The following is a 17,426-nucleotide window of genomic DNA, read 5'->3' on the forward strand; positions in this document are numbered from 1 at the left end:
TTTTTTACTGTATTTTTTCTAAAATAGACTGGTAGACCGCTTCTCCATTTCCATGAATATGTCCGATTTCATCTTGGATCAAGCTTGCTAAATATTGTTTTTCTTCTTCATAAAGTTCGGTTTTTTGGTCTTCTAACCGCTGCTGGAGATAAGCAATTGTCTCTAAGTGATGGACGTCATTTGCAGATGGATCATACGCGGAGTCTTGATAAATCTGCGCTTTTTCTTTTTCTAGTTTTTCAGTGAGAATGTTCATTTCTTCTAAAGAAAATCTCATACAAATATCCCTCCATTAAGTTGTTGGATAGTATGAGCTTTTGATGTGGAAATCATACATCTTAAAAAATTATTCAAGTAAACGAGACAAAAGCTAGCATTTTTCTGCTAGCTTTTGATGTGATCTGAATTTTTCTGTTGCATCAATGAAGACCTTGCTTTTATTTTCTCGATAAGAGTGGCAATTAGAATCATGATAGTGCTTCCATAAAGAGCTAATTCCATATCATGCTGGGTATCCCATTGATCACCCTGAATACCAATAAAGGTTGTACCTGATGCTGGATCTACTATCATCGTTACCCACATTTCAATCAATTCATAAAATGCTCCAGCAGAAAAGATAGTGGTGATGGAGATAAATGCATACATTTTTGGTGTTACCTTTATTATTTGCTGATACCATTCTTTTAAAGGAATAACCATCAGAAAGCCAAAGGAGAAGTGTACAACCCGATCATAATACGCTCGATCTAATTCAAACCATTGTTTCAGCCAGGGATCGATGGGTGTTCGGTATGAATAGTGGGCTCCGATCGTGTGGAGAGTTAAAAAGAGCAGGATACAGAAATAGGCGAAATAGGAAAATGAAAAGGACCGATGCAGGATGATAAAAATAACAAGAAACAGGACAAGCAGTAGATTTTCTAAAAACCAACCAAACCGGTCAACAGGCGACCATGCAGCCCATAGCCAAACAGCAGTATAAGCAATAATCATAAGAAGTAGCGGCCATTGACTTAATCGTTTCAAAAGAAGGTCCTCCCCAAGGGATGAAGTGAAAATATTTCGTTATATTAAAAAAATATCATAAAATTGAAGTCATTATTCGTTTATTGAAAAGATTATTAATAGATTTTTGTTTGGAGTCGTTCCTAGGAATAGTTTCATCAACATCCTCTATTTTTTTGCTTTTCTACATTTGCGCTGGAGATCCACAAGTGCTTTTACTTTTAAATCCCCAATATCCCAGTATTCCAAGAACTGCTGTTTCGATATCTTGATGAGTATCATGATGTTTTGCACCTCACCTTATTGTTTGGCTTTCATTCCATCACATAATAGTTTGATGGTATATAAGAGGCTATCTTCTACTTTAAAATTCATTTGAAAACCTCCGGCACGTTGGAGGGAAGCAAAGCCGTGAACAATGCTTCGCAGGCCTCTGACCAAATGAAGAGATTCTTGCTCTGTTAAGGAAAAAGCAGAGAGTAACTGAACCAAAAGATCAATCATATTTTTACTTGTGTCAGCAACAACATTGTCAGGAACATTCATCGGCTGTATCGTTGCTTCATAGAGACCTGGATTCGCATTTGCAAAAGTAAGGTATTGTTTGGAAAATGATAATATGGCTTCTTCTCCAGATTTTCCAGCAACAGAGCGAATTAAGGTATCTTCGAGTTTTTGCATCCCCTCTCTCGCGATTTTCGTGCGTATTTCGATGAGACTACTAAAGTGATTGTATAGAGACGGAGGGCGAACTCCGAGTTTTTTTGCTAATGCTGCAATCGTAACTTGTTCTAATCCTTGATCATTTGCTAACTCTATTGCAGCATGTATGATTTTACTTTGATCTAAACCAACCCGTGGCATTATGCTTGCTCCTTCCATTTGTTCTCCGCTCGCTGTATTGCTGCTGCTAATGAATCATTAGGGTTTTTTAACATTTTTCCATGTCCTGTAGCTATAAGACTTGGTTCGGTATTCTTTATTTTCCTTGCACTGTTTAAAGCTGCTAGTTTGCTCCAAGTAGCAATCGCAGGGAAGGGAAACCAAAGTCGCATGTCACCAGAAACCGCTACGCCCCCACGAGTTTGTAAAGCATCTCCCACGATAAGATGATTGTTTCGATTGTCTAACAGACTGATAGACCCTGGTGTATGACCTGGAGTTAGCAGCACTTGGAGTGAACCGATGGTGTCAGACTCATCGAGTAACTGATCTGGAACTGTCTTAATGGATTGGGGTTTAGGTATAGCTCCTCGAATAGGAGTATTTTCTTCTCCTTCCTCAGGGCTATTGTCTCCTCGCAATAGTTTTGCATCTCGCTTTGAAATGAATACACGAGCCTCTGGCAGTGCTTGTTTTAATTTATCCAATGCTCCAATATGATCTTCATGTGCATGTGTCAATACGATGCGGGTAATCGGTTTTCCGATCTCTATTGCCGTTTTTAAAATAGCTTTATTACTATAGGGCAGAGCACAATCAATAAGGGTAAGTTCATGTTTTTCTTCTACCAGATAGCAGTTTACTGGAAATACATTGGCTAAAAAACTAAGTTGATAGGTTGTATCCATTTTCGTGACTTTCATTTATATCCGCTCCTTATCATGAAAACTAATGATATTAGTATAATAACTAATATCATTAGTTTTGTAAAGTTCTTTTTTGAAAAACGGATATGTATATGAAGTTAAAATATTAGGTAGAGGGAGAAAAACCCTCTTATACCTTCCCATATGAAAATAGTCTAACAATCTACTATTCGATTAATTTTCAATGTCACAAAAGGACTGCTATAATAAAAACAAGAAATGCAAGCTAATGGAGGTCAAAAGGATGAACAACGTTAAAATTTTTTCAGGTACCTCCAATTTGTCATTAGCAACTGACATTGCATCTCACCTCGATAAAGAACTAGGTAAAGTTAGAATTAGTAGATTTAAAAGTGGCGAGATATATGTACATTTTGAAGAGAGTGTCCGCAATCAAGATGTATTTTTAATTCAGACACTGGGTCATCCTGTAAATGAAAATTTGATGGAACTTCTGATCATGGTAGATGCTGCCAGGCGTGCTTCCGCACGAAGTATTAGCGCGGTAATTCCTTATTTTGCTTATGGACGACAAGAGAAAAAGGATGCTCCTAGAGAACCAATCACTGCAAAAATGATTGTTGATCTCCTGTCGACAGTTGGAGTATCTCGTGTTGTCACTTTAGATTTACATGCACCTGCTATTCAAGGGTTTTTTAATATTCCTGTAGATCATTTGTCAGCTTTGCACTTAATCTGCGATCATATAGTTCAAAGTAAAATTTTAAATCCAGTTATTGTTTCCCCAGATGCCGGGCGAGCAAAAATGGCAGAGAAATTAGCAACTTTGCTCGATGCGCCATTTGCGATTATGTTAAAAAAGAGACCCAAACACAATGCTGCTAAAATTACTCATATCATTGGTGAAGTAACCAATCGTACACCTATCATTATTGAAGATATGATCGATACAGGCGGTACCATTGTGAGCGTAGTGGAAGGTTTGCAGGAAAAGGGTGCTAATCCAGCTTATATATGTGCAACACATCCTTTATTTTCGGATAACGCTGTACAAAAATTGATTCATCCTGGTATCAAGGAAGTAGTAGTAACGGATTCTATTGCTTTTGAGAACTTAGGTAATTCTTTTAGAGTATTGTCTGTGGCACCTTTATTAAGTGATGCGATTAAAATAATTATTACTGGAGGTTCGATAAGTACATTATTTCGTTCAGACTCTGGTTAAAAGATAGAAGAGGAGAAAGATTCCCAATTCATGTAAGCAAACAATTCCAAATATGTTATACTGGTGGGGTACCAAACCATCAGGCATTTTTTGGATGCTGACTGGTTGGGAGGAAAATATGAAAAAGATATCCATTCCTAAACATAAATCAGATCATAAGGTCATCTCATTGGAGATGGATGCAAGCACCTTTTTTGATCGAGCTATTAAATCACTAGAACGTCATCAGTATGATAAGGCCTTAAAGTATTTTCGCGTTGTCATGGAAAAAGAACCTGACAATCCTGCTAATTACTGCAATGTAGCTGGCGTTTTAGCTGAGTTGGGTAACTATCAGGAAGCAAATGAAATTTTACAAGTTGTTCTTCAAGATGTAGATCCATCTATGGCAGAATGTTATTATTATATGGCAAATAACGCCATAAATATGGAAGCGTTTGAACAGGCAGAAGACTACCTAATTGAATATTTACGACATGAACCCGAAGGCGAATATTCAGAAGAAGCAGAAGAAATGTTGTACATGGTAGCTTATGAAATGGGACGATTACCAAAGCAATTGATTGCTCCTCTGCCTGGATTCCGGGAGAAACATGAAGAAGCAGAATGGCATTTAGAAGAAGGCCGTTTTCTACAGGCTACGGAATTGCTAGAAGAATTAGCGAAAGAAAACCCCGACTATCTCCCAACTTATCATAATCTTGGTTTGGCTTATTTTTATACTGGTCAACTGGAAAAAGCTCGTGAGATAGTAACCACTATTTTGGAAACAGATCCTAACAATTTACATGCATTATGTAATTTAGCGATATTGAGTCAACATGAAGGAAACGAAACCATGACCAGAGGGATCATGGATATGCTGAAAAATCTAGTTCCTGTTCAACCGGCTGCTGCCTATAAATTAGCAGTCACAATGGGAATGTTAGGAGAACATCAAGTAGCATATGAGTTGTTTTCTTGGCTTTTAAAAGTAGACGAACAGCCCGAGGCAAGTCTGTATCATCATGCAGCAACAGCAGCTGTTCATGTGGGGAAACTTTCTACTGCACATCGGTATTGGAGAAGAGCTGCTTGGCTTGATCCACGCTCAGAGATACCAAAGTTTTATTTAGAACAAATGGAGATTTGGATGAAAAATCCAACCTCGATTCCATCTCTAACTTGCTATCATTATCATCTTCCTTTTGAAGAGTATATGTTAAAGATCAATCAAGGAGAGATGGTTGAAAAAGTTGCGTTGGAATATGAAAAAAATTCACTTCTCCATACTTCTTTGACATGGGCACTTACTCATGGTGACCGTCAGACAAAGTTACAAGTGCTCACCTTCATGCGTTGGATTAAACATAAAGAAGCTGAGGCTTTGTTGCGCCATTTTTTGCGTAAGCCAACGGAAGATGACGAATTAAAACAGATCGCGTTCTTTGCATTGCGTCATATGGATGCAGAACCTCCATATGAGGTATTATATAATGGTGAGATGTTAGCACTAGAGGATTCCTCTAACAGTCAGGAGAAAAAGTGGCAGCAAGTTCTGGCTCGTCTCCTAGAAAACATGGATACTTATGAAAGTGCCCAACAACAAGATGCAAAGATGCTCTGGGATTTCCTTCGGCAGTTTTCCGAAATTATGATTCGAAAAGTCGAAGGAATGGCAGCCGCTATAGAATATGTAGTCGCAAAATACTATGATTTATCGCTGTCTCAGGCACAAGTAGCGGAGAAGTATAAAGTTGCATCTTCTACTGTAGCAAGAAATGCTAAGCTCATATTGCCATTATTACACCACTACTTCAAACAGATTTGAGGAGGATTTACAATGGACATGCTCAACGAAAAAACATTTGCTGAATTTACGAGTTCCGGAAGAAAAGTAGTTGAGTTTAGTGCAGACTGGTGTGGGGATTGCAAGCGAATTGCACCAGATATGCCTGAGATCACACAAACATTTGCTGATGAGTTTCAGTTTGCTGAGATTGATGTAGACAGTGAACAAGCAGTTGCCGAGCAATATAATGTTAAAGGAATTCCTACTTTTATCGTTTTTGAAGAAGGAAAAGAAGTAGGACGCCTTCCAAGTAGATACGCCAAAACAAAAGAACAAGTAATCGAGTTTTTGGACTCGATGAAATAAAAAAAAATCCACCTCAATGAGGTGGATTTTTTACTCAAAAGGTATTGTTCCTTCGAAAGTTTTACCTTTTAAAACTACTTTCAAAATTTCTATAAATTTTTAATTCAAAAAAACGGAAATTTAATGTTAGTATGAGACTTATATTTGAATTTATGAAGGTGGAGATTATATGAAAAAGCTATGGATACCTTTTGTTGCAGGATTTTTAGCATTTGTGTTTATCTTTACAGTTCAGTCTAATTCTTATGCGGCTGTTGGCAACTATTCTGTTTCAACTTACATCAAAGGAACGCGTAATAACCATTGGACACCTGTAATAGCTGCAAATTCTAACCACACCCTTTATGTTGTGGTTGATAACTACAACAAATTTGATATTCGTTATTACTTGATGGATGTAAAAACAAAGAAAAAAATATCAGCAACAGATGGAGTTTCTACACATGGTTTAACCAATAAAGGTGAAAAAAGACATATATTCAAAGGGTTATATGGTAAATATCAGCTTAGAATCTATTGTTCAGATGACTATTGGGATGATAATACAAAGAAATGCAACGCAAAGGCTACTGTCTATAACTATAAACCAAAAGGTTTCACACCTACTTCTCATTAAATCAGTAAAACACCCCATTTTTGAATTTGCCTTCAAAGGTGGGGTGTTTGCATGTGTGGACGGGCCGATTCAGTACTTACCCGTAAGTTTTTTAAGGTTTTATGGCAACTTATTAAGCTAGTTGTTTTATCTTACGAAATTTAAGGTAAGAAGCAACTCTCCAAGGAATCAAATATCCAGAAGCAACTGCAAGCAATATCATCATTTCTGTCTGCGTTCCTAACATTTGCAAGTATTGGTGAAGAAGAATTCGGATGATAATAATCGCGATAAAAGTATAAATGAAAACTTTATTTCTCACTGCAAAAATTTGTCCTTCTTCACGAATTTCATAATTTGTTGCAAGTATTAACGGAATAGACATTGCAAATCCAAATATTATCCCCGCAAGTTCATACCAAACATGGAATGCCCCTTTTTGTTGTGAGACAGCTAGGAAACACATCAGCAAGAAAATGGGAATAGGAATTAAGATACCAATACCATTGCCTTTGATTGGTTTCGTCCCAATTCTCATTCTCCTCCAAATAATTAAAATTATAATAAGAAATACAAGGCCATATATAGCGTAATTATACATTTGAATCTCGCTCCTTTATCATTCTCATTAAGTGTATTATAACAACTAATACACTTAATGCAATAGGTATTCAAAAATTTTTTTATGTATTTTGGTATGAAAAATCAGGTTTCATTCAAATTGGTTTGTTGCATAAAAACATATGCTCATTATAATTAAATCTTTATTTCAATCTGTTTGCATTCAGCAGGCGGATTGAAATTTTTATAGTATGTAAAAAAGCTGCTGATGTTTAAAGTGTATCCTCTTTGTAAAAGGGCACTTTAGTTGATCAGCAGCTTTTCTTATCAAGTTGTAACTGGTTCTAAAGACTCTTTTGGTTTTTCTAATTTAGGAGCAGTTGTAGGTACTACTGGTTTCTTTCTTTTGCGAACATCTGTCAAGAAAAAGCTGAGGATAAACGCTAGTACCGTAATGCCGGTTGTCCAGTAAAATGCATCTTGTATACCAGACATGGAACTCTGTAGACCGATTTGACCATACAGGACATTGCTTATTGCAGCTTTTGCCTGTTCAATGGGAATCCCGAGTTGCTGAGACATTTGGATAGCTTGATCCATAAACGATTGCTGAAACTGAGGGTCCATTGTATTGGCTGAGTTTCGCAATAGTCCCATATGAAATGTGGTGCGATTGGTAAAGATCGTTGTGATAAAACTAATCCCAATGGAACCCGCAATTTGTCTGGTTGTGTTGGCTAACGCTGTACCGTGAGCATTTTTTTCCCGTGGCAATTCGTTCATTCCAGCAGTTTGGATAGGCATCATCAAAAGACCCATTCCAACCATTCGAACCATATATAGCACGACGATAAAGGTATAACTTGTTGCCAATGTTAAGTTTGTAAATTCATAAGTTGTGACAAGGGTGATCAACATTCCTACCACAGCTAATGGACGTGGTCCTATTTTATCAAATAAGACACCTGAGACAGGAGATAAAATTCCCATGAGAATTGCACCCGGAAGCATGAGTAATCCTGATTCTAGAGGCGTAAATCCTCGTAAATTTTGCAAATAAATCGGCACGAGGAACATACCGCCAAACATCCCGATGGTAGTGATCATATTAATGATACTGGATAGAGTGAAGACAGGATATTTCAAAATCCGAAAATCTAACATTGGACGTTTGGAGTTCAATTGTTGAATGACAAACAAGAAAATACATATCACTCCAACTACTAGGGATGCATCGACGATTAGATCATCCCAACCCTTACTTCCTGCTTCGCTGAGTCCATAAAGTAATGCTCCAAAACCAATGGTGGATAAAATCGTTCCAATTAAGTCGAGTTTCAGGTTTTTGTTGGTTCCCCCTAAATCTTTCAATAAAAAGATAGACAGGATTAGGACCAATAATCCTAGCGGAGCGATACCATTAAATAATAATCTCCAACTATAATGTTCCATCACCCAACCAGAAAGAGTAGGTCCAATAGCTGGGGCAAACATAATACCAAGTCCAAAAATCCCCATCCCTTTCCCTCTGCTTTCAGGTGGGAATATAGACAAGATAAGGGTCATACTCAGTGGCATGAGAATCCCAGCACCAACAGCTTGTAATAATCTACCTATTAAAAGTATCGAAAAAGTAGGAGCTAGACCACAAACAAATGATCCACCAGTAAAAAAGATCATTGCTGTGATAAATAAATTACGAATTCCAAAACGTTCTATCAGAAATGCAGATAGAGGAATCAAGATCCCGTTCACGAGCATATATCCAGTCAATAACCATTCTGCATCGGTTGCGGTCACATTAAATTCGGTGATCAAATGTGGTATTGCTACATTTAACAACGTTTGGTTTAAGACGGATATAAACATTCCTAGCATAATAATCGCAAGCAAAGGAATCTGTGAACGGATAGTATGATTCGATGAATCTGTCATATTCATTCACATCCTTTAGCGATGTATATTTACAGTTGCATTCATTCCAGGAACAACTTGAGCAGAATAACTTTCCAGTTCGATTTTCACAGGTACATATTCTACTTCTTTGGTGTAATCACCACTTGCATTTTGGGATGGTAATAAGGAAAACTCGGAGTTCGTTGCTTTCCCGATTTCTGTTACTTTTCCGCTAATAGTAGTACCTTTATCAACATCTACAATTACGTCTACATCTTGACCGATACTTACGTTTTTGATTTCTGTTTCTTCAATATTTGCAATGACATACAATTTGCTAAGATCTACTACTTGAGCTAGAGATTGACCAGGTGCTACTGTTTCACCTTTCATCCCTTTGCTTTGAACAATTGTACCAGCGATAGGAGAAGTGATAGAAGTAGTGCTAGTACCAGTGATTTTACCAATTGCTTCATTTTCGGTTACTTGTTGTCCAACGGTTGCTGTCCAATCTGTTATTTTACCAGCATTCACAACAGTAACGGGTACCATATCACCAGAGACTTTGGCATTATCTGTTGAGATATAATTTACAGTATTTTGGTAGTAGTTGATACCTACGATTCCGACTGCTATTACAATCAAGAATACAACGGTATTAATTGCAATAAGTTTACCGGTTTTCATTTTTTTATCACCTTATCTTTCTATTTTAACTTCTGCATGGACTCCTAGAGTCAAACGATCAATAGGTAAATTGTTGACGGAAATTTTTACAGGAACACGTTGAACTTCTTTTTCAGAACGGGAAGAAGAAGTAGTAGGGCTTGACTCGTATACTCCACCTGCACCCGATCCGACCTGTATTACCTTTCCATCATAGGGTTCAGAAGATAGTGATTCTATCGTGACTTTGACATCTTTGCCGTTTTTGACTTTACTGATCTGATCTTCATCAATATAGGCTAATACGTATGTTTCATTTAGGTTTGCCATTTTGGCTAGTGTTTGACCTTGGAAAACATTTTGATTGGCATAAACACTAGTTTTTACAACCGTTGCATTTACTTTGGAAGTAAGAGATTTATTTTGGATTTTCCCTACTATATCTCCTGTTTTTACTTTATCTCCTTCTTTAATCTTCCAATCCGTTAATACCCCCGTCTGCTCTGCATCAATAGAGTACGTATCGGCTTCTAAAGTTGCATTGTCGGTAGAAACATACGTTTGTGCATCTGTGACATATTGATATCCAAAAACGGCTATCCCCAAGACCACGATAATTACGACAAACGTAGCTAACCATTGTTTCATAGGTTTATCCTTCCTCTAAGATTTTCACAAGCTTCTGTAGATTAACGGAGAGTTGAGTAAACTCTTCATCTGAAAGTTTTTCTAAATAAGTCCGATAATATTGCGCTTGTGTAAATGGGAAATTAGCAAATATTTGCTTGCTTTTATCGCTTAATGCGATCCAAACCACTCGGCGGTCCTCTTCATCTCGTTTTCGAGTCACCATGCCCGCTTTCACTAAGCGGTCAATCAGTCCACTCATAGAACTGGGTTTTGAATCCAATTCTTTGCTGATTTCCGCTAGAGACAAGGGGCCTTTTTGATTAAGCACTCTTAAAACCTGCCCTTGTGGAATAGTCAGGTTGTACTTTTTGAAATGCTCGTGCAGGATGTGAAAAGATCGTTTCACACAATATCGCATGGCACTAACAAATTCTAGTACTTCATCATCCGTCAATCGAATATCACCTCACATTAATATTTCACCTCATTAACATTTTGTATTATAATGTTTCGAATCCGAAATATCAATAGGAAAAATATCTAATAAAAATTACTTTTATATGCCTGGTAAGTGTAAAAAAGGAAATCATAGCGTGAGAAATATACATTTCACAACTTTACTTTTCCCAACTCATTCGCTTCTTTCTCTAGGTAAATATTACTTATGGTCGTGTTTTCTTTTTAAATTTAGGTAATGGAAAAATAGGTATTGCAGGTTTCTTTAGAACTTAATATCAAAAGACCGATTTTATAAGGATTCTGCTCGAATGTGAATTTTTATTGACGGAATAGGAGATTATTTTCAGATCTTGTTTATCCTTCATCCGCTTTTATTGCTTTTCTTTCAGTCTTTCGATAAAGAATTTATGTCATAAAAAGTAGTGAAATTATGAATGGATATGTTTCTTTAAAGCAATAAATAGGAAGCCTTACAATCTATTTTTAAGTACTAAGAAAAAATATCTCTTTTTTATAAAAAAGTCCTTGCAATGGAATACTACCTGTGCTATATTAATTCTTGTCGCCAAAAGCAACAAAAGCTATAAATAATGATATAACTTGACAATACATAAGTGTTCTTGCTAAAATACACTTTGTCGAAATGAAAGATTATTCCCAAATAGCTCAATTGGCAGAGCAACCGGCTGTTAACCGGTAGGTTGCAGGTTCGAGTCCTGCTTTGGGAGCCATGCTCTCTTAGCTCAGTCGGCAGAGCGCTTCCATGGTAAGGAAGAGGTCACCAGTTCGAGCCTGGTAGAGAGCTCCACAACCATTGTCTCGGCCCGTTGGTGAAGCGGTTCAACACACCAGCCTTTCACGCTGGCATGCAGGGGTTCGAATCCCCTACGGGTCACCACAGTTTCATATGGGCGCTTAGCTCAGCTGGGAGAGCACATGCCTTACAAGCATGGGGTCGGCGGTTCGATCCCGTCAGCGCCCACCATTTTACGGAGGGATACCAAAGTGGCCAACTGGGGCGGACTGTAAATCCGCTGTCTTCGACTTCGTAGGTTCGAATCCTACTCCCTCCACCACTTATATGAAATATAAAACTACTTTTAGGGAGTAGCCAAGTGGTAAGGCATCGGTTTTTGGTACCGTGTACCGAAGGTTCGAATCCTTCCTCCCTAGCCATTTTACATCTTGAGAGCCATTAGCTCAGTTGGTAGAGCATCTGACTTTTAATCAGAGGGTCGAAGGTTCGAGTCCTTCATGGCTCACCATTTATAACCTTTGATCATAGGATTAAATATATATTGCGGAAGTGGCTCAGTGGTAGAGCATCGCCTTGCCAAGGCGAGGGTCGCGGGTTCGAATCCCGTCTTCCGCTCCATATATGCGGGTGTAGTTCAATGGTAGAACATCGGCCTTCCAAGCCGAATGTGAGGGTTCGATTCCCTTCACCCGCTCCATAGATGAAGAGATACCTTAATGGGTATCTTTTTTTATTTTAGTGACGTTGAACAATACTTAATAAGTTATGGAAATGAACCCAAATGTATGTAGTAGTTAGATTAGGGGAAATTTCTAAGTTTCTTTACAAATTTGTTTGATTAAATTTTATCAGCTATGTTTTTATCTTTTTCGGGAAAAGTAATTCGTGTATGTAATTGGCGATCATAAATATACATTTTCTAGAATAAATATTAAAATTTTACAAATTATATTAAAAAATGATACAATGCGCTTATCAGAATCAGAAAGAAGGGTTAAACCTATGAGCAAACATAATCCAATAAGCGTGATAGGAATGCCAATGGACCTAGGTCAAGGCAGACGTGGTGTAGATATGGGACCAAGCGCAATCCGTTACGCTCAATTACAAACAGCTTTGAAAGCTTTAGGGTTTGATGTAGAGGATCTTGGTGATATTCAAGTGCCTAGTCCAGAATCGATTGATATTGGAGATCATCATTTAAAATTTTTAACAGCTGTATGTGATGTCAATGAATCTTTAGCAAATGTCGTATCTGATGTGATTGAAAGAAAGCGCTTTCCGCTCGTGCTTGGCGGAGATCATAGCATGGCGCTCGGAACCGTTGCTGGAGTAGCCAAACATTATCATAATCTCGGGCTTATTTGGTACGATGCCCATGGGGATTTAAATACAGGAGAAACATCACCTTCTGGAAATATCCATGGCATGCCACTAGCGGCGAGTCTAGGTATTGGTCATCCTGATTTGGTTCATATAGGAGGATATACACCAAAAGTAAAACCTGAAAATGTAGTTCTCATCGGTGTTCGTGAGCTGGATAAAGGAGAGCAGGCTATTGCCCGGGAAATGGGATTAAAAGTATTTACCATGCATGAAATCGATCGCTTAGGAATGACGCGGGTAATGGAAGAAGCTTTATCGATAGTAGGAAAAAATACAGATGGAGTACATTTAAGTTTTGACTTAGACGGACTAGACCCAAGTGATGCTCCTGGTGTTGGTACTCCTGTACCTGGCGGGGTCACTTATCGGGAAAGTCACCTTGCTTTGGAGATGATGTCGGAGTCGGGGCTAATTACTTCTGCTGAATTTGTGGAGGTTAATCCGATACTCGACCGGGAAAATATTACAGCGAAAGTAGCAGTGGCTCTTATCAGTTCTTTATTTGGCAAGAAAATTCTCTAGTTGGGGAGATATCAAGTGTTAAAGGATCAAGCTCTCTATAAAAAATAGTTTAAGTTCCAATAATTCAAATGGGAAAATGACCATAATATGGTGATGGATTTTTCATGAGTAGTTAATGGGAAAAATAAGGTTAAGAACTTAATTTTAAAAGGTTAAGTTTTGAACTGAGTTCCAAAATAACTATTATAGTAAGCTCAATCAGGCGGGGCACCGGCTTCGAGTCTAGAAGAACTCAAAGCGGTGCCCCTTTCCCTCAGGACAATGGACGCAGAAGCCATTGGAGCTTACGGCGGAGGTCCTGGGTCTCTTTGAGAAGCGCCTGCAGATATTCCATGCTCACCGCGTCGTTCTCAGTCTGGTTCTGGCTCCCCTTGAGGAGCTCCTGCGGATTATCCATGTTCCCTGTCCTCCAAGGACAAGAGGGATGGTTGAACTTAATTATAATTATCAATTAATTGTAATAAACAGAAAATATTTTGATTTGTATTTGTTAGATTTATAGCGTCATGATTTTTCCTTTGAATCTAACTTCTTTTTTAAAAATAGTGCATACTAAGGGTACAAGAAACTTCTTGGAGGCCCATCCATGTTAACCAGCGATGTTAAAGAATATCTGAGTGATCTAGTTGATATCCTTATCGTCAGTTTCATATTTTACCAGCTGCTGCTATTGCTCAGAGGGACAAGAGCTGTCCAACTTGTAAAAGGAATTAGTGTTGTTGTATTACTCTGGATCATCAGCCGTTACTTTGAGCTTCGTACTGTTACGTGGTTGATTGAAAATCTTTTTTCCGTCGGTGTGATAGCGATTATTGTCATCTTCCAGCCTGAGGTACGCCGTGCACTAGAGCAAATTGGCAGAGGGGGATTTTTTAGTCGCCATCGAGTGATTCGGGAAGAAGAAGTGAACCAATTAGTAGGGGAGATCGCAAAGGCGGTACAATATTTTTCTTCTAATCATGTTGGAGCATTGATCGTACTAGAACAAAGAACAGGATTATATGATTATATACGTACTGGTGTTACCCTGAATGCAGATGTCAGCTCCGAGCTGATCCGAACGGTTTTTGCTACAAACACACCTCTTCATGATGGAGCTATTATTATTCAAGAATCTAAGATAACAGCGGCAGGATGTTTTTTGCCGCTGAGTGAAAGTACGAGAATATCAAAATCATTAGGAACCAGGCACCGTGCGGGATTGGGTATGTCAGAGATATCAGATGCGATTGTCATCATAGTTTCAGAGGAAAGTGGTGTGGTATCCATTGCTCAAAATGGGCTGTTGGAAACAAATTTATCCAATGAAGCATTTTTATCTCATCTTTTCCAACTATTAAAACAGAAACCAGTAAAGTTGGGTAAAGAGAGGGGTGTTCAAAATGGCTAGTTGGTTCCAACGGGAATGGGTGCTTCGGGTTATTTCGCTCATTCTGGCTGCTATTTTGTGGTTTATGGTATCAGAGCCAACTCTCCCTATTTCTGTTAACCGCAGTTCTACTACTGTAAGAGGAATTGAAGTTGAATATCGATATAATACAAAAAAGTACCAAGTTTTGAGCGAGAAGCATAAAGTAGATCTTGTGTTCACTGGAGACAAAAACACGATCAATCGTTTGCCGTCATATCGTGTTTTTGTGGATTTAAGGAAGTTGTCAGCCGGCAGATATTTAGCTTTACCAGTTTCCGTCGAGGGTTTACCTGCCAATGTGCAAGTTCGGCCAAATCCCAGTACGATATCGGTCGAAATAGCAGAAAAAGTTACCAAAACTATCCCTATTACAATCATTACAAGGGGAGCAGTGGCAGATGGATATAAGTTGTTGCCTCTTACATATACCCCAACTTACGTAAGTGTATCTGGGATTCGACAAGAAGTGGAAAAGGTCACTGACATTACAGCTTTAGTAAATGTAAATGGATTACAACAAACCATTAATCAAGATATTTATTTAGCTGTACATAGCAATACGGCGAAAAAGCCAAAAGTGAAAGTCATGCCAATTCAAGCACAGGTAACTATCCCGATTGAAAAGTTACCTGTAGTCTCACCGCCTCCTCAGCCGCAAGTGGAATATGGATACCGAGATATTCCCATTCAAATAACGGTGAGCAAGCCGCCGCCAGAAGGGTATAAAGTCGAATCGATAACGACTAATCCCCTAAATATAAGGGTTTATGGACCTGTTGAAAAACTAAAAACACTACAAACGTATCCTGCTGGATCGATCGATTTGTCACAAGTTACAGAAGATACAACGATAAAACAAGAAGTAAAGGTTGTTTCGCCGGTCGAAAAAGTGACCCCCAACTGGATAGAGATTTATGTTAAAATGAGTCGGACGCCTTCTTAAAGGCAGAATATGATCGAATCGGTTATTTTTGTTTTTTTGATGATGGAGGAATAACATGGGCAAATATTTTGGAACCGACGGTGTTCGGGGAGTAGCTAACTTAGAATTAACACCAGAACTAGTTTTCCGTTTAGGGCGTTTTGGAGCTTATGTACTAACCAAACAAAACCAAAATGCTAAAATGGTAATCGGAAGAGATACCAGGCTTTCTGGAGAGATGTTAGAAGCCGCATTAATTGCAGGTATCACTTCAGTTGGTGTTGATGTAGTTCGATTAGGTGTTATCAGTACGCCTGGGGTTGCTTTTTTAACCAAGCATTTGGAAGCAGATGCAGGGGTAATGATCTCAGCTTCCCATAACCCTTTCCCGGATAATGGAATAAAATTTTTCAATGCTAATGGTCAAAAGTTAGCAGATCATATAGAAGATCAAATTGAACAGCTACTCAATGAAAATGAAGATACATTGCAAAGACCGATAGCCGATAAAATCGGACGTGTAGTAGACGATTCCAAATCTTATCAGCATTATTTAAATCATTTAAAATCGACTATTGATATTGATTTATGCGGTATTCATGTAGTGGTCGATGGAGCAAACGGAGCAGCATACCAATTAGCGCCCCAATTGCTTCGTGAGCTCGGTGCAGATGTAACTACTATTCACAGTACACCTGATGGGAAAAATATAAATGTTGAATGCGGGTCGACTCATCCAGAATCGCTGCAACAAGAAGTAATTGCAAAAGGTGCTCATATCGGCTTAGCTTTTGATGGGGACGCAGATCGATTAATTGCAGTAGATGAACAAGGTGAATTGCTCGACGGGGATAAGATTCTCTTTATTTGCGGGCAATATCTCAAAGAACATGGTCAATTAAATCAAGATACCATTGTGACAACTGTTATGAGTAACATTGGCTTTTTTAAAGCTGCCGAAAATGCAGGTCTGCTCACAGAAAAAACCAAAGTGGGAGATAGATATGTATTAGAGCGGATGCTTTCTGGAGGTTATAACCTTGGTGGTGAGCAATCCGGTCATATTATTTTTCTCAACTATAATACAACAGGTGATGGACTGCTCTCTGCAATTCAACTATTGCAGGTGATGAAAGAAACAGGAGCGCGTTTGTCTGATCTGAGTGCTCGTGTAACAACATATCCTCAGCTGCTAAAAAATGTAGAAGTAAAGAGCAAAGAAGGCTGGGAACAAAACGAAGCAATCCAAACTGCAATCCATGAAGTAGAAGGGCAATTAAAGGAAAATGGTCGGGTTCTTGTTCGTCCTTCCGGTACAGAACCTCTGATTCGTGTCATGGCAGAAGGACCAGATCAAGAGGTAGTGAAACAGTATGTGCAAAAGATTGCAGATGTCATTCAACGTGAAATGGGAAAATAAATCCGGCCAGGTTCTTGGTTGAACTTGGCTTTTTCTTCCTTAACCCTTTACTTTTTCTTGTAAATTGAATAGGATAGTGTAGTGGATTCTAAAAAGTTTATCTAACTTTCGAATAAGGGGTGATGCTTGGAAAGAAGGGAAGAGTATATTTTTTTATATGTTGTAAGCGCCAGGACTGCAAGCGTTGCAGTTGACGAGGAGGAGGTTTATCGATTTTTATCGGCGGATGCCTCCCGGTGTTTCGTCTGCACCGACGACTCTCTATACAATTCAATTGGGTG

General features: G+C 38.5%; 18 protein-coding genes and 9 tRNA genes. 17 read left to right on the forward strand and 10 right to left on the reverse strand.

What is annotated here, in order from left to right; all coding sequences use genetic code 11:
• Positions 1-4: 4 nt before the first annotated feature.
• The 4 genes from MK805_RS10310 to MK805_RS10325 form a co-directional block, all read right to left on the reverse strand.
• The gene (locus MK805_RS10310; RefSeq protein ID WP_240875778.1) at positions 5-277 is read right to left on the reverse strand and encodes a hypothetical protein; all 273 of its coding nucleotides are present in this window, start codon (positions 275-277) and stop codon (positions 5-7) included.
• A 107-nt stretch (positions 278-384) separates the two neighbouring features.
• A complete protein-coding gene (locus MK805_RS10315) occupies positions 385-1,029 on the reverse strand; it encodes a DUF2238 domain-containing protein (protein WP_240875780.1) in 645 nt (214 codons plus the stop codon).
• Between the two features lie 279 nt (positions 1,030-1,308).
• Entirely contained in the window at positions 1,309-1,872 is a 564-nt protein-coding gene (locus tag MK805_RS10320; RefSeq protein WP_240875781.1) for a TetR/AcrR family transcriptional regulator, read from the reverse strand.
• On the reverse strand, positions 1,872-2,594 hold the full coding sequence (locus MK805_RS10325; RefSeq protein ID WP_240875782.1) for an MBL fold metallo-hydrolase: 723 nt from the start codon (positions 2,592-2,594) through the stop codon (positions 1,872-1,874). The genes MK805_RS10320 and MK805_RS10325 overlap by 1 nt, the downstream gene beginning before the upstream one ends.
• Before the next feature lie 247 nt (positions 2,595-2,841).
• On the opposite strand from MK805_RS10325, the gene MK805_RS10330 reads away from it, so the two are divergent.
• The 4 genes from MK805_RS10330 to MK805_RS10345 all read left to right on the forward strand — a co-directional run bounded on the left by MK805_RS10330 (position 2,842) and on the right by MK805_RS10345 (position 6,536).
• Positions 2,842-3,783: a ribose-phosphate diphosphokinase gene (locus tag MK805_RS10330; protein ID WP_240875784.1), complete on the forward strand. Its 942-nt coding sequence runs from the start codon at positions 2,842-2,844 to the stop codon at positions 3,781-3,783.
• 118 nt (positions 3,784-3,901) lie between these two features.
• On the forward strand, positions 3,902-5,593 hold the full coding sequence (locus MK805_RS10335; RefSeq protein WP_240875785.1) for a tetratricopeptide repeat protein: 1,692 nt from the start codon (positions 3,902-3,904) through the stop codon (positions 5,591-5,593).
• Positions 5,594-5,605: 12 nt separating this feature from the next.
• Positions 5,606-5,920, forward strand: a complete 315-nt coding sequence (locus tag MK805_RS10340; RefSeq protein ID WP_240875786.1) for a thioredoxin family protein — start codon at positions 5,606-5,608, stop codon at positions 5,918-5,920.
• Between the two features lie 169 nt (positions 5,921-6,089).
• Positions 6,090-6,536, forward strand: coding sequence for a hypothetical protein (locus tag MK805_RS10345; RefSeq protein WP_240875791.1), 447 nt, complete (start codon positions 6,090-6,092; stop codon positions 6,534-6,536).
• A gap of 112 nt (positions 6,537-6,648) precedes the next feature.
• On the opposite strand, the gene MK805_RS10350 is transcribed toward MK805_RS10345, so the two are convergent.
• The 5 genes from MK805_RS10350 to MK805_RS10370 form a co-directional block, all read right to left on the reverse strand.
• A complete protein-coding gene (locus MK805_RS10350) occupies positions 6,649-7,116 on the reverse strand; it encodes a CcdC protein domain-containing protein (protein WP_255724582.1) in 468 nt (155 codons plus the stop codon).
• Positions 7,117-7,403: 287 nt separating this feature from the next.
• Positions 7,404-9,011, reverse strand: a complete 1,608-nt coding sequence (locus MK805_RS10355; protein WP_240875794.1) for a DHA2 family efflux MFS transporter permease subunit — start codon at positions 9,009-9,011, stop codon at positions 7,404-7,406.
• A gap of 15 nt (positions 9,012-9,026) precedes the next feature.
• Positions 9,027-9,659, reverse strand: coding sequence for an HlyD family secretion protein (locus MK805_RS10360; protein ID WP_240875796.1), 633 nt, complete (start codon positions 9,657-9,659; stop codon positions 9,027-9,029).
• Between the two features lie 12 nt (positions 9,660-9,671).
• Entirely contained in the window at positions 9,672-10,286 is a 615-nt protein-coding gene (locus tag MK805_RS10365) for an HlyD family secretion protein (RefSeq protein WP_240875798.1), read from the reverse strand.
• A 4-nt stretch (positions 10,287-10,290) separates the two neighbouring features.
• Positions 10,291-10,722 (reverse strand): MarR family winged helix-turn-helix transcriptional regulator, encoded by a 432-nt coding sequence (locus MK805_RS10370; RefSeq protein ID WP_240875800.1) that lies wholly within the window; start codon positions 10,720-10,722, stop codon positions 10,291-10,293.
• Positions 10,723-11,382: 660 nt separating this feature from the next.
• Between MK805_RS10370 and MK805_RS10375 the strand changes: the two genes are divergently transcribed.
• The 10 genes from MK805_RS10375 (at position 11,383) to rocF (ending at position 13,392) form a co-directional block, all read left to right on the forward strand.
• Positions 11,383-11,458: transfer RNA gene (locus MK805_RS10375), tRNA-Asn, on the forward strand.
• Position 11,459: 1 nt separating this feature from the next.
• A tRNA-Thr gene (locus tag MK805_RS10380) sits at positions 11,460-11,535 on the forward strand.
• Positions 11,536-11,548: 13 nt separating this feature from the next.
• Positions 11,549-11,625 (forward strand) — tRNA-Glu (locus tag MK805_RS10385).
• 11 nt (positions 11,626-11,636) lie between these two features.
• Positions 11,637-11,712: transfer RNA gene (locus MK805_RS10390), tRNA-Val, on the forward strand.
• A 6-nt stretch (positions 11,713-11,718) separates the two neighbouring features.
• Positions 11,719-11,803 (forward strand) — tRNA-Tyr (locus MK805_RS10395).
• A gap of 25 nt (positions 11,804-11,828) precedes the next feature.
• A tRNA-Gln gene (locus tag MK805_RS10400) sits at positions 11,829-11,903 on the forward strand.
• 13 nt (positions 11,904-11,916) lie between these two features.
• Positions 11,917-11,992 (forward strand) — tRNA-Lys (locus tag MK805_RS10405).
• A gap of 35 nt (positions 11,993-12,027) precedes the next feature.
• A tRNA-Gly gene (locus MK805_RS10410) sits at positions 12,028-12,102 on the forward strand.
• Positions 12,103-12,107: 5 nt separating this feature from the next.
• A tRNA-Gly gene (locus MK805_RS10415) sits at positions 12,108-12,181 on the forward strand.
• Positions 12,182-12,486: 305 nt separating this feature from the next.
• Positions 12,487-13,392 carry an arginase gene (rocF, locus tag MK805_RS10420; protein WP_240875802.1) on the forward strand — a complete coding sequence of 302 codons (906 nt, stop codon included), beginning with the start codon at positions 12,487-12,489 and terminating at the stop codon, positions 13,390-13,392.
• Between the two features lie 253 nt (positions 13,393-13,645).
• Here rocF and MK805_RS10425 read toward each other — a convergent pair whose 3' ends face one another.
• A complete protein-coding gene (locus MK805_RS10425; protein WP_240875803.1) occupies positions 13,646-13,789 on the reverse strand; it encodes a cytochrome P450 in 144 nt (47 codons plus the stop codon).
• Positions 13,790-13,978: 189 nt separating this feature from the next.
• Here MK805_RS10425 and cdaA point away from each other — a divergent pair, with 189 nt between their 5' ends.
• From cdaA to glmM, 3 genes are read left to right on the forward strand one after another with little or no spacing between them, the layout of a single operon-like run.
• Positions 13,979-14,782: a diadenylate cyclase CdaA gene (gene cdaA / locus MK805_RS10430; protein ID WP_240875805.1), complete on the forward strand. Its 804-nt coding sequence runs from the start codon at positions 13,979-13,981 to the stop codon at positions 14,780-14,782.
• Positions 14,775-15,746 (forward strand): CdaR family protein, encoded by a 972-nt coding sequence (locus MK805_RS10435; protein ID WP_240875807.1) that lies wholly within the window; start codon positions 14,775-14,777, stop codon positions 15,744-15,746. Before cdaA ends, MK805_RS10435 begins: the two co-directional genes overlap by 8 nt.
• A gap of 55 nt (positions 15,747-15,801) precedes the next feature.
• Positions 15,802-17,145, forward strand: coding sequence for a phosphoglucosamine mutase (glmM, locus tag MK805_RS10440; protein ID WP_240875814.1), 1,344 nt, complete (start codon positions 15,802-15,804; stop codon positions 17,143-17,145).
• The last annotated feature ends 281 nt before the right edge of the window (positions 17,146-17,426 follow it).

The organism is Shimazuella soli (assembly GCF_022511585.1).
Taxonomy (GTDB): domain Bacteria; phylum Bacillota; class Bacilli; order Thermoactinomycetales; family Thermoactinomycetaceae; genus Shimazuella; species Shimazuella soli.